This is a genomic window from Longispora albida DSM 44784 (genome assembly GCF_000379825.1).
Classification (GTDB): domain Bacteria; phylum Actinomycetota; class Actinomycetes; order Mycobacteriales; family Micromonosporaceae; genus Longispora; species Longispora albida.
This window is the reverse complement of sequence record NZ_KB903814.1, coordinates 820,779-834,155: the sequence shown is the minus strand read 5'-3', so window position 1 is coordinate 834,155 and position 13,377 is coordinate 820,779. Positions and strand designations below refer to the sequence as shown.

Sequence of the window (13,377 nt, the reverse complement as noted above, 5' to 3'; positions counted from 1 at the left end):
TGTCCTGCCGATCCTGCCGAGGTCGCGGCGAGCCTGGGACCCGGCGCGGCAACCTGACGGTGCCGGGCCGGGCTGTGCGGTGCTGGACCGCCCAGGATCAGCGCCAGCCGCCGGTGATCCGGTACACGTAGCGCCACGAGCCGGTGGCGTTGCCGCTCACCAGGTACAGCGACTGCTCGCCGTCGTGGCTGTACAGGAAGTCCGTGCCGTGGCCGCCGTCGAAGTTGCCCACGCCGGCGATCGCGCCAGCGCCCTTGAACCCGCGGTCGACCAGGGAAGCCGGACCGGCCAGCGTGGCGTACCCGGACGAGTTGATCACGTTGTACAGCCAGGTCGACCCGTCGGTGCGCTGGGCGAGCAGGCCCCGCCCGCCGCGGCCGGCGAAGTCGCCGACACCGGAGATCGCGCTGGTGCCGTTCCAGCCGCCGCCCAGGGAGATGCTGGTCGCCCAGCTGCCGGAACCGTTGCCGTAGAACAGCTTCGCCCAGCCGTTGGAGAGCACCACGGCGAAACTCTGCCGGCCGTTACCGAAGACGTCGCCGACGCCAGCGAGGGCCACTGTGCCGTTGAAGCCCCGGTCGACGAGGGCCGGCGGGCCAGCGAAGGTGGCGCTGCCGCCGTTGTTGATGATGTTGTACAGCCAGATGGAACCGTCGGTGCGCAGGGCGAGCATGCCGTGGTGGCCGGGCTGGCCGTCGAACGCGCCGACCCCGGCGATCTGCTGGGTGCCGGTCCAGCCGCCGCCCAGCGAGATGCTGCTGGCGAAGCTGCCGTAGCCGTTGCCGTAGTACAGGGTCCCCGTGCCGCCGCTGATGGAGACGAAGCTCTGCCGGCCGTCGCCGAAGATGTCACCGACACCCGTCATGAGCGGCTTGGGGGCGGGAGGTGCGGCGACGGCGTCCTCGGCGATGCCGGCGTACCGGAAGGCCCGGTAGTTGCCCGCCGGGTGGCTGTCGAGCGTCCCGGAGAAGGACGCGTGCCGGACGTAGGTGACGGGCGTCGACCCGAAGCTGTAGTAGGAGAAGTGGACCCCGTCAGCCTCCCACCTGTCGAACAGGATGACGTGGTGGCTGGAGTACGGGCCCGAGGTGTTGTTCAGGATGTCGCCCGGCGCGAGTGACGACCGGCTGATCGGGAAGAACGAGCCGCTGCCCGCGAAGTCGTCCGTACCGTAGCTGCGCGGCAGCCCCAGCGCCATCGACACGTACCCGGAGCAGTCGGTCCGGTAGGTGTTCCCCTGCGGATCCGGGTAGCGCCCGCCCTGGTTGTAGTAGATCCGGCCCCGGTTGGCGAACCAGTACTGCGCCCGGCTGATCACCGTGGACCGGGCGATCCCCCAGCCGTCCGCCGAAGCACCCTGCGCTGAACCGGACGATGCGGGAGCCGCCAGTGCGGGAGCCGCCGGAGCCGTCGGCACAGGCACGGACGTGGCCGGTGTGGACGGTGCGGCCGTGGGTACTGGTGCGGCTGTGGCCGTCAGCGCGGCGATGATCCGGCGCGCGTCGCCCGCCTCGGCCTCGTAGCCTCGCGGCACGTCTGCGGCCTGGACCCGCTGGGACACCTCGCCAGCCGGGACACCGCCCCAGGAACCGCCCGGGTACGCCTTTTCCATCGCGTCCAGGAAAGCGCCGGCCGACTGCGCCGGGTCCAGCCGGCGGTCGAGCGGACCCCAGCTCTCACCCTGCTGGAACAGGCCGGCGGCATCGTGATCGTTGTCACCGGGGATGTTCCGCAGCTGGGATTCCGTGATCGCGGCCGTGACGGCGATCACTGCGGCGTCCTGGGTCAGCCCCCGGTCGAGGACGGCGGCGGTGATGGCCCGCGCGCACGACACCTGCGATCCGGTCACCTTCCCGGCGAGCTTGCCGGTGAGGTCACCCGTGACCCGGCGCGCCGTCTCCTCGTCGCTGGTGGTCACGGGCCCGCAGCCGGGGCCAGGAGCCGCGTACGCGGTCTGGGAGAGGCTGATGGCACCTGTGGCGAGCACGCCGGACAGGGCCAGGCCGGAGACAGCACGGCGTAAGGAGGGGTTCATGAGAGAGGGGTTTCCTAACGGTGTTCAGTGCATCAGCGTTCGGTAAAACGTGAGAAATGCTAGCTAGCCAGGCGAACTACCGTCATCGGGGAAAATGGCTAAACCTGGGACCGGTGGTGGGTCCTCCGCCAGTACCGAACCGGCGGGGCGCGCCCAGGTCCGCAGGGAGGGGACCGGCGGTGATCGCGGGCCAAAATCCGGCATCCATGGCGAAAAGCCCCTCGGGCTCCGGGCTTTCCCCGGCTGTAGCTCCGGATGCCCGGCAGCATCCACAGTGGGGTGCGCCGATCAGCCGCCGTTCGTCATCCGGATCCTCTGCGGAGGCTCGGGGCGGCTGTGGCTGGCGGGCCGGCGAGGCCGGCGTGATCGGCCGGTACGGCCGCGACCTGCCGGCCGTCTACAGTGGCCAGAACGAGCTGTAACTGCTGAGCAGGCGGCCTGAGTTCGCGAACGCCGTCATCGCGGTCCAGTTCTTCGAGTACCGTGCCGACGCGGGCACGCTCCGAATGGCCTGGGCGTCGACAGCGAGGAACAGTGCGTGGTGATCCGGGTCTGCCGGGAGCCGAGCCAGCCGTGGCCCCGGTTCCGCCACTACGACTGACAGGGCGGCCTGGGCACACCTGCGGCGGTGCCGCGCGTGGCTGGCCTTCGCGTGTGCGGCTGGCCTGCTGGCCATGGCCTCACCGGCCGGGGCGGTGCCGACCAGCCCGCGGGCTAGTGAGCAGTCCCGCCGGCCGGTGTGTCCTGGCCGCCGCCGCGCAGGGCCTTGAGCAGGCCGGCGGCCGAGACGATCGCCCAGACCCCTTCGAGCAGCAGGAATCCCCACTGCCGGTCGAGAAGGGCCAGCACGGCGAGCACGGCCGACCCGGCGAGGTTGAGCACGAGATAGGTCCGCGACCGGGGCGACAGCACGCCGTACTGGGCCAGGGCGAACCCGGCGAGCACCAGCAGGGAACCGAGGATCTGCACCAGCTGTGACACCACGACACTCACTCCTTGGTGAGCGTCGTCTTGGCGGACCGGGTACGGCGCACATCTCGTCCGGAGCCGGGCACGAAACCGCCCGGCTACCAGCGACTATACCCCTCCAGAATCGCCACGAACGCCGCACAGCGCTCCTCGATCGCGGTCAGGCCGGCCACATCCGTGGCGTACTCGGCCACCCCGGCCAGCCCCTCGCCCTCCGGCACGAGCATCATCGACCAGTCCCGCCGGGCAGAGCCGAGCGCCATGTCCACCAGTTCGGCGCGCAGGCCGGGCAGGTCGAGGGCAGGCAGGCCCGGGTTGACGGCGATCAGGGCCGAGGCCAGCGGCGGCGGGTCGGTACGCGGGTCCCAGCCGGGCCGCACCGCCGACCACACCTGCCCGATCGGGACGGCATGGCCGACCGCGTCGTGGAACGTGTCGCGGACCTGGGCGATCAGCTCGCCGGGCGTCTGCACCCCGGCGAGCCGGACCCGGATCGGCAGGATGCTCGAGTACAGGCCGACGACCGGCTCGTCACCCGTCGTGTCCCTGAAGGCGTACGGCGCGGCCACGAGCACGTCGTCAGCGCCGGTGAGCTGGCAGATCAGCTCTGCGTACGCGGCGACGAGCACCGGGAACAGCGTCGTCCCCTGCGCGGCGGCGATCTTCTCCAGCCGGCGTGTCAGGTCGGCGGGGACGGAGAACGCGTACTCCGCGCCGTCACCGGAGGTCTGCACCGGCTCGTGCGGCGGCAGGCCGTCCAGTGTGGAGCGCCAGTACGCGGACTGGTCCGGCAGCTCGCGCCGTGCGTAGTCCAGGTACGTGGCGGGCAGCGGCACCAGCGCCGGAACCCGGCCGCCGAGCGCCGCCGAGTACAGCTCACGGAACTCGGAGACCAGGTTCAGCATGGACCAGCCGTCCGCGACCAGGTGATGGATCACCAGCACGAGCACCCAGCTCCGCCGCCTGTCCGCGCCCGTGAGCCGGGCCAGGCCCGCGCGGAACGGATACGGCTCGTCGAGCGCGAACGGCTCCCGGCCGAAGCCCAGCGCCCAGCCGTCCACATCCGCCGGATCGTCCACAACGGACAGCCCCACCGGATGCGGCGCGCCGACCTCCTGCCGGAGCTGGCCGTCACGCTCGATGAACCTGGTCCGCAGCGCCGGATGCCTGCCGACCAGGGCGTCGAGCGCCGACCGCAGTGCCGTCTCGTCGAGCTCACCGTCCTGCGCGGTCAGGTTGATCCGCAGGCCGATGTGGCTGGCTGCGGAGGCCGGGGCGCGCCGGGCCCGGTGGTACATCTGGGCCTGCTGCGGAGTCGCCGGGGCGCTGTCCTCGACCGGGTCGAGCACTGCTGCGAGCCGCCGGACCGTCGGGGCCTGGAACAGCGCGGCCGGGCTGATCCCGAGCGCGTTGGCCACCCGGACGGCGGAGAGCGAGTGGCCGCCGAGTTCGAAGAAGGACCGGTCGGCCGGTACGTCGGCCGTGCCGAGCTCTGCGGTGAAGGCGGCGTGCACCCGGCGCTCGGCTGGCGTGGCCGGCTCGGCGGCTGGCTCGTCGAGCATCGCCCGGACGGGCAGCGCCGCCAGGTCGGCCTTGCCGTTCGGGGTGAGCGGCAGGGCCGGCATGCCGATCCAGCTGGACGGGATCATCGGCTCGGGGAGCAGGCCCGCCAGATGGTCGCGCAGCTCGGCCGTCGAGCGGGTGGACACGACGTAAGCGACGAGCCGGTCGCCGCGCGGCACCACCACCGCGTCCTGCACGCCGGGCGTGGCCCGCAGGGTCGCGGTGACCTCGGCCGGCTCGACCCGGTACCCCCGGACCTGCACCTGCTCGTCCAGCCGCCCGAGGAAGTCGAGGCTGCCGTCCGGCCGCAGCCGCACCCGGTCGCCCGTCCGGTACGCGGGCTCGCCGTCGAGGGTGCCGAACGCTGCGGCCGTCTCCTCCGGACGGCCCAGGTACCCGAGGGCCAGGCCCCGCCCGGCAGCCCACAGCTCACCCGGCAGCCCGGGCGGCACGGCCCGGCCATCGGGATCGAGGATCGCCAGCCGCACGCCGGGGATCGGCTGCCCGATGTGCGGCAGCCCGGCGGCGGGCTCGGGCGCGACCACCCCGGCCGTCGTGACGATCCCGTTCTCCGTCGGCCCGTACTCGTTGACGACGACAGCGGGGAAACCAGCCGGAGGCCGGGCGGTCAGCGCGCTGCCCCCGGTGATCAGCACCCGCAGCGTGACCGGCTCGGCGAACAGCGGCTCGGCGAGCACGGCAGGCACGAACGCGACCTCGATCGCCTCCGCCGTCAGCCAGGCGGCGAGGGCAGCCGGATCGGCGCGCACCTCCTCCGGCGAGATGACCAGCGTCCCGCCCGAGGCCAGGGTCGTGAACAGCTCACAGATCCCCGCGTCGAACCCCGGGCTGAGCAGCTGGCTCACCCTCGGCCGGCCGTCCAGCAGTGCGCCGAGGTGCCAGTGGACGGTGTTGACCACGGCCCGGTGCGGGACCAGCACACCCTTGGGCGTGCCGGAGGACCCGGAGGTGTAGACGCAGTAGGCGAGTGCCTCCGGATCGGCGGGCACTGGCGGAAGCTGGTAGCCCTCGGGGGCCTCGTCCTCCACGTACACGATGGGGGTCTTGGTTTCGAGGCCACCACGATGGGTGAGCAGCAGGCGCGCGCCGCTGTCGGCCATCATCAGGCGCAGCCTGGCCTCGGGCAGCGCCGGATCGAGCGGCAGGAAAGCCCCGCCGGCTCGCAGCACCGCCAGGCACGCGGCGGCCAGCTCCGGGCCGCGCGGCAGGCAGACCGCGACGAGATCACCCGGCGCGATGCCCTGCGCGTGGACGAGCGAGGCGAGCGCTGTGGCCCGGCCGTGCAGCTCACGATGCGTCCACACCTGGCTCCCGTGCTGGATCGCCGGCCCGGGATCCGCCGCCCACCGCTCACACAGGGCACCCAGCGTGACCTCGGGAGCCTGTGACACCGGCCCGGCCAGCGGATCGGCGCCCTCCTCTGCCAGCAGCTGGCCGAGACTCGCGTCCGGATGCCGCACTGCCCGGCCGAGCACCTGCCGGAAGACGCCGAGGATGCCCCGCACGGTCTCCTCCGACAGAACATCCACTGTGTACTCGACGTGCGCGCGCATCCCGCCAGCCCCGTGCGACAGGTAGACCATGAGGTCGAGCGGAGCCTTGTCCAGCCCGGCACGCAGCAGCGTGGCCGTGACACCGGGCAGCTCCAGCTCGAACGCGCCATCGCCCTCGAACTCGATCGCCACGTCGAAGAACGGGTTGCGCCCCGGCAGCCGGTCGGGCCCCACAGCCCGGACCAGCTCGTCGAACGGCACCGCGTAGTCGAAGGCCTCGGCGAACGTGTTGTGCAGCTGCCGGGCGAGCGTGCGCAGCGACGGATCGCCGGTCAGATCGGCCCGGATCGGCAGCGTGGCGGTGAAGAAACCGACCAGGTCGGCAGCCTCCGCCGGCCGGCTCGCCGCCCCGGTACCGAGCACGAACTCGTCCTGCCCGCTGAACCGGCACACGCTCGCGGCGAACGCGGCCAGCAGCGTCGCGAACAGCGTCACACCCTCGGCCCGGCTGAATTCCTTCGCCTGCTCGGCCAGCTCGGCCGGGAAGTCGGCGAACAGGCTCCGGCCCGGGCGCTCACCCGGCCCCGCGCCGTCAGCGGGCAGCCGCAGCCGGGGCGGTTCGGGGGAGAGCTGCCCCCGCCAGTAGGCGAGGCTCGCCGGGCTCGGATCGGCCTGCCTGGCGGCCAGCTCCGCATACGTGACCGGCAGCTCGGGCAGGCTCGCAGGCTCGCCGGTCACCGCCGCCGCGTACAGCGCGGACAGGTCGCGGGTGAGCACCTTGTACGACCAGCCGTCGCTCGCGAGATGGTGGAACGACAGGACGAGGACGTGCTGGGCGGGGGAGAAGCGCAGCAGCCGGGCGGCGAAGACCTCCCCGGCCCCGAGCCCGAAGGCCCGCTGGCTCTCCTCGGCCATCGCGGCCCGGACGGCCGCCTCCGCTTCCCCGTCCTGATCCTCGACCGTCAGGTCGCCGGGCCAGGCCGGGTAGATGAGCTGCTTGCCGTCCCGGAACCCGGTCCGGAGTGGGTGGTGCCTGACCGTGAGCGCCTTGAGCCCCGCCCGGAGCGCCGCCACGTCCAGCGGGCCGTCGAGCTGGATGGCCACCGCCTCGTTGTACGAGGGCTGCCCGGGATCGAGCTGCTCCGACAGCCACAGCCGCCGCTGCCCCGGCGCGATCGGAGCCTCGATGACTGAAGCGGGTTCGGTGTTGTTCCCGGGCTGCACGGGCTGCACGGTCTCCTGGCGGTGCCGGGCGGCCTGAGCTGGCACGAGGTCCTGGAGCTGCACGATGTACGGCAGGCCAGCCCGTACCGCGGCGGCGGGCAGCCCGAAGTCCACGAAACACGCGATCTCGTCGGCACCGGCGGCGGTCAGCTCCGCGAGGACCGGCGCGACGCTCTCCGGGCTGCCGATCAGGGCGCGCTCGGCACAGTACCGCTCGTAGGCCCGCTCCAGCATGAACTGGATGTCGTCCTCAGCCGTCTCCGCCCCGATCTTCATGCCGAGGCTGTTGGCGACCTGGCCGAGCAGGGACAGCGAGGAACGCAGGTACGAGCAGAACGGCTCGAAAGCCTCGGCCCTGGCCCGCTCGGCGTCCGGCCCGAGATACGTGTGGACCAGGACGACGACCCGGCCCCCCGGGTACTCCGAGCGGTACAGCGCGATGTTGCGCGCCAGGTCGGCGATGCCCTGGGTCATCAGGTTGGTGACGACGCCGACGCGCTCGGCCGCCGCCTGCCGGTAGCTGTCCGGGTTGCCGACGATCGCGGTGAACACGGGCGGCACCGCCTGCACGGGGCGCGGGTACAGCGAGACCTCGATCTCGCGGCCGTCGCCGGACCTGGCCGCGACCGGCTCGCCCCGCCACAGCCGGAGGACGGTGCCGAGGTTGTCGTACATGACGTCTTTGTGCTGGCCGTAGTTCTCCGGGAAGAACACGAAGTCGTTGGCGTGCCAGCCTGGCGCGCAGCCCAGCCCGACCCGCCCGCCGGACAGGTTGTCCACCACGGACCATTCCTCGGCGACCCGGATCGGATGGTGCAGCGGGAGGACGACCGAGCCGGCGTTGATCCTGATCCGGCTGGTCCGGGCGGCGACGGCCGAGGCGAGCACCGACGGATTCGGGAAGATGCCGCCGAAGGAGTGGAAGTGGCGCTCGGGCAGCCACACACCGTGCAGCCCGTTCACGTCGGCGTACTCGGCCGCCGACAGCACAGCCTGGTACGCGTCGGTGGTGTCCCCGGCCGGGTAGTCGCCGAAGAAGTAGAGGCTGAAATCGAGCCCACCCTGGACCGGCTCGCGCACCGGCACCGGCACCGGCGCGGGTACTGGCAAGGACACTGTGGCGGGCTCGCTGGTGCCCCGGAGGACGTCGAGCTGCTGGCTCATCACCCGCAGCTGCTCCTGGATGATCCGCTCGATCGCAGAGGTATCCGCTGCGACCGGCACAGGCGGCGCCGCGCGCTGGACATCCTCCTTGGGCACTGGCTGGACGTCCGCGCTGGGTACAAGGCGTTCAACGACGGGAGCAGTCCGCTGCCCGGGAATCGCCGGTCTCGGCGTGCCGCGGTCCTGGACGGCCGCCGCCAGCCGTGCCGGAGTACCCAGGTCGCCGAACAGCTCCCTCAGGCTGACCTTCACGCCGTAGTCGCGTTCGATCTCCTGAGCCAGGTTGACGAGCATGAGCGAGTCGGCCCCCAGGCTCAGCAGGCTCGCGTCCGGATCGGTGACCGGCCCGCCGAGTACCCGGGAGAGCGCGCCGTCGAGCAGCCCGGCCAGCACGGCCGGAGCCGCCTCCGGCTGGGTGTCACGGGCATACGGATAAGCGGCCAGCGGCACGCGGCGGCCTCCACTGTGGCTGGTCAGGGCATGCCAGTCGAGGGCTACACCTGCGGTGTGCAGGCTGGCGACGGAGCCCAGGAGAGTGTCGAGAGCCGGAGTGCCGGGCCGCAGCGACGGCACCCACAACCGGCCGTCCGGGCTGTGCTCCAGCCCCACCGCCGTCAGCACGGCCGCCGGGCCGATCTCCAGGAACATCCGGCACCCGGAGGCGGCCAGCGCGTCCAGGGTCAGGTCGTAGCGAGTCGCCTGCCGGGCGTGCCGGGCCAGGTGATCGCCCGCCGGCACCCATCCCGCCGGATGCACCACGCCGTCGGAACTGCCGACCACGGGGATGCGCGCCGGGCTGAACCGCACGCCGGCCGCTGCGGCGAGCAGCCCGGGCAGCGCGGGCTCGACCATCGCCGTGTGGAAGGCGCGCTCGGCGGCGAGCCTGCGCGTGGCCACGCCGCGCCCGGCCAGGACGGCCTCGGCCCGGCCGACCGCCTCGGCCGGCCCGGCGAGGACGTGCTGTGCCGTGGTGTTGACGACAGCCAGCTCCAGGCCGGCCCCGCCCAGCTCGGCGACGACATCGGCCGTATCGGCCGGTCCGGCGAAGACGATCAGCATGGCACCGGGGGCCATCGCCTCCCCGAAGAGCTGATCGCGGACCGACACCAGGCGCATGGTGTCCTCAAGGGACAGCACGCCGGCCGCGTACAGCGCGGCGTACTCACCGAGGCTGTGCCCGGCCGCCAGTTCCGGCTCCACACCCCACGACCGCCACAGCTCCGTGAGCTGGATCTGCTGGGCGACGAGGCCGCCCTGGACGCCGAGCGACCCGCCAGCCGCCGCGAGGCACCGCTCGTACGTGGCGCGCCAGACCGGGAACCGGCTGAGGCCGGCGGTGTCCGTCGGGGTGAGGCCCTGGCCGGAGTACGTGAAGGCGACCGGGCCGCGTGGAATGTCCGGAGCGGACGGACCGGCTTCGAGGGCCGTAGCCAGCTCGGCCGGACTGGTCCCGAGCGCGACGAACCGGTGCGGCAGGTGGCGGCGGCCAGCTCCGGCGGTCACGGCCAGGTCCGCAGCCGGCAGGCCGGGGTTGGCGCGCAGGTACTCGGCGTGACGGCGGGCCACTTCAGCCAGCCCCTCGGCCGTCATCGCGGACACCGGATAGATCCCGAGTGGCAGCGGCTCAGGCCGCGCTGGCACGGCCGGCGGCTCCTCCAGGATCACGTGCGCGTTCGTACCGCCGACGCCGAGCGCGCTCACCGCCGCCCGGCGCGGGCCGGGGCCTGCCGGCCAGGGCTCTGCGGCCGTGACGATCCTGAAGGGACTTCCGGCCAGGTCGAGCTGCGGATTCGGGCTGGCGAACTTGATCTGCGGCGCGAATGCCGCCTCGCGCAGGCTCAGCACGGCCCTGATCAGCCCGGCCATCCCGGCGCAGCTGTCCAGGTGCCCGATGTTGGCCTTCACCGAGCCCAGCACGATCCGGCCGCCCGGCGGACGCTCGTAGACCTCGGTGAGCGCGGCGAACTCGATCGGGTCGCCGAGCGCCGTACCGGTGCCGTGCGCCTCGACGTACCCGATGGTGCCGGGCGACACCCCGGCCGTGCGCAGCGCCCGGCGGATCACGTCGGCCTGGCCGCCGACGCTCGGCGCGGTGAACCCGGCCTTCGCGGCCCCGTCGTTGTTGATCGCCGAACCGAGGATCACGCCGTGAATGGTGTCGCCGTCCGCCAGGGCTCTCGCGTACGGCTTGAGCAGGACAGCGGCGACCCCGTTACCGCCGACGACCCCGTCAGCCGCCGCGTCGAAGGGCCGGATCTCCCCGGTCGGGGACAGCATCGAGCCCTCCGCCCATTCGTACCCGGTGACCTGCGGAACGTGCACCGCGGCGGCCCCGGCCAGCGCCAGGTCGGCGTCACCGGACAGCAGGGCCTGCACGGCGAGGTGCACCGCGACGAGCGAGGTCGAGCACGCGGTCTGCACGGCGACGGCCGGGCCGGTCAGCCCGAGCCGGTACGCGACGCGGGACGGGAGGAAGTCCGGCTGGCTGCCGATCGCCGCCTGGATCGCGGTCACCGGGTCGCCGGGCTCGCCGAGCCGCCGGGAGTGGGTCTGTCCGGTGTAGAGGTTCATGCCGCTGCCCGCGTACAGGCCGATGCGGGCGCCGGGCGGCTGAACGCCGTACCCGCCGTTCTCCAGCGCGCCGTGGCACACCTCAAGGAACAGGCGGTGCTGCGGGTCGAGCAGCTCGGCCTCGCGCTCGCCGATCCCGAACAGGCCGGCGTCGAAGCCCTCGATGTCTGCGAGCGCCCCCGTGACCGGGACCAGGTGCTCTGGCAGGCCGGCGAAGCGCTGGACGCTGTCCTTCCCGGCCAGCAGCGCTGCCCAGAACTCCTCAGGATCCTCCGCGCCGGGGAACCGGGCGGCCATCCCGATGATCGCGACCCGCCGGTCGGCGGGCTCGGCCTCCCCGCCCGCACCGGACGCAGCCACCCCCTCCGGCTGGCCGGAACTGAGGTGGGCGGCGAGCGCGCTGACGGTCGGGTACGCGAAGAAGGCCGTCTGCGGCACCTCCCAGCCCAGCCGGGCGCTCAGCTCGGCGCGGAGCTGGATGAGCTGGATCGAGCCCAGCCCCAGCTCGTGGAACGGCGTGTCCGGATCGGCCGGCCGGCCGAGAGCGGCGAGGATCAGGCTCCGGGCCGCGCTGGCCGACAGGCGCGTGGTACCCGCCGGCGGGGCTGGCGCCGCCTCCACGGCGACGGCCGGCAACTGGGTGGTCGCGCCTCCCGGTACGGAATCCAATGTGGACTCTGAAAGAAGCCAGTCGCGGAGCTTCCCGCGCTGGATCTTGCCGCTGCTGGTCCGGGGGAACTCAGCCTCGGTCATCGCGACGACCCGGGCGACGGTGAGCTGGAGCCGGTCGTGCACCTGCGCGCGGATCCGCTGCCCGGCGGCCTCAGCCGTCTCGCCAGCCCGGGGGACGTGGCAGATGACCAGCTCCTCCGTGCCGGTTGCCTGGTCGGGGACCCCGACAGCCGCGACCAGCCCGCCGCCGGCCGCGGCCTCGATCTCGTGGCAGTAGTGGTTGCCGCCGTTGAGGATGATGACGTCCTTGCTCCGGCCGGTGATCGTGATCTGGCCGCCGGACATGAAGGCAAGGTCGCCCGTGTCGAACCAGCCGTCGGCCGTGAACACCGCCGCCGTCGACACCGGATCGCCCCAGTAGCCGGAGGTGATCCGCGCCGAGCGGACCTGGAGGTGGCCGATGTGCAGCTCGGGTAGCACCCCGCCCTCATCCCCCGTGATCCGGAACGACGCGCCGGGAGAAGGGCGCCCGACGCTGAAGAAGACGCGCTGGTCAGGGTCGTCCTCGGCGGCCGGCTCCAGCTCGCCGGCGAGGCTCTCGCCGCGCACGCGGTGCAGGACGCCTGGGTCGGACAGGCGGGCGAAGCAGATGCCGGTCGCGGTCTCCGCCATGCCCCATGCGGAGATCAGGACCCGGGGATCCAGGCCGGACGGTGCGGTCGCCGCCAGGAAGTCCTCCACGGCGCGGAGCGTGATCTGCTCGCCGCCGGAAGCCAGCGACTCCACCCTGGACAGATCCCACCGGCGGCCGCCGATGGCCTGCGCCGTGAGCTGGTACCCGAAGTTGGGTGCCCAGCTGTGCGTCACCCCCTCCTGGGCGAGCAGGCCAGGCCACCGGCCCGGCTCCTCCAGGATCCACGCTGTCGGGGTGTGGATGTTGGATGCGCCCAGCCAGACGGGGGTCACGTGGTACAGCAGGAAACCGCCGGAGTGGTCGAGCGGGAGCCAGTTGTGCAGGAGGCTGGCCGCCGAGATGCCCAGGCCGGCCCGCGCGCCGATCGCCAGCTCGTGCAGGCCCCGGTGGGTGATCGGGATGATCTTCGGGGTGCCGGAGGTGCTGCCGGAGCTGAGCTGGAGCAGCGCCACGTCGCCGGGCTGCGGCCGGTGGGGCGCGAGGGCCGGGCCGGTCAGCCGGGCGACGTCCACCCCGCCGGTGCCGAGGAAGAGGGGGTTGCCGAGAGCGGAAGCCGCAGCCTGCTGGATCTGGCCGGTGACCGGCGCTGGCAGTGCGCCGGCCAGGACGCAGCCCCAGAAAGCCGTGAGGAAGTCGCGGGTCGCCGCGGCCTCGACCAGGACCGGATCGCCGGGTGCGACGCCCATCGCGCGCAGCCCGCCAGCCACCTCGGCCGCCCTGCTCAGCAGCTCTGGGTAGGTGAGGAGATCGCGGGCCTGGCCCGCGCAGAGCACGCCGTGTGCCGGGTGCTGTGCCGCGGCCGTGGCCAGCGCCTCGGGCAGCGTGCTGGGCAGGCCGGAGTCGGCGGGCAGGGCCGGACCGTGACTGACAGCTGCGATCATGAGGCCGATGCTAGCCAATGGGTACGACATTCCCGCCGGTCGACCCTCTACTAGGGATTCCACAGTGGTCTCTCAGTGGCCCCATATGCT

The 13,377-nt window shown here is 72.9% G+C and carries 3 protein-coding genes and 1 riboswitch; all 3 genes read right to left on the bottom strand.

Translation table 11 applies throughout. The features are described from left to right. Positions 1-97: 97 nt before the first annotated feature. Positions 98-2,035 carry a hypothetical protein gene (locus A3G1_RS38300; protein ID WP_018348944.1) on the bottom strand — a complete coding sequence of 646 codons (1,938 nt, stop codon included), beginning with the start codon at positions 2,033-2,035 and terminating at the stop codon, positions 98-100. A 714-nt stretch (positions 2,036-2,749) separates the two neighbouring features. Continuing rightward, positions 2,750-3,019: a CBU_0592 family membrane protein gene (locus tag A3G1_RS0107935; RefSeq protein ID WP_018348942.1), complete on the bottom strand. Its 270-nt coding sequence runs from the start codon at positions 3,017-3,019 to the stop codon at positions 2,750-2,752. Positions 3,020-3,035: 16 nt separating this feature from the next. Further along, positions 3,036-3,104, bottom strand: a riboswitch (guanidine-III (ykkC-III) riboswitch). Beyond that, on the bottom strand, positions 3,103-13,287 hold the full coding sequence (locus tag A3G1_RS33805) for a hybrid non-ribosomal peptide synthetase/type I polyketide synthase (RefSeq protein ID WP_018348941.1): 10,185 nt from the start codon (positions 13,285-13,287) through the stop codon (positions 3,103-3,105). Its footprint overlaps the riboswitch before it by 2 nt. Positions 13,288-13,377: the final 90 nt, after the last annotated feature.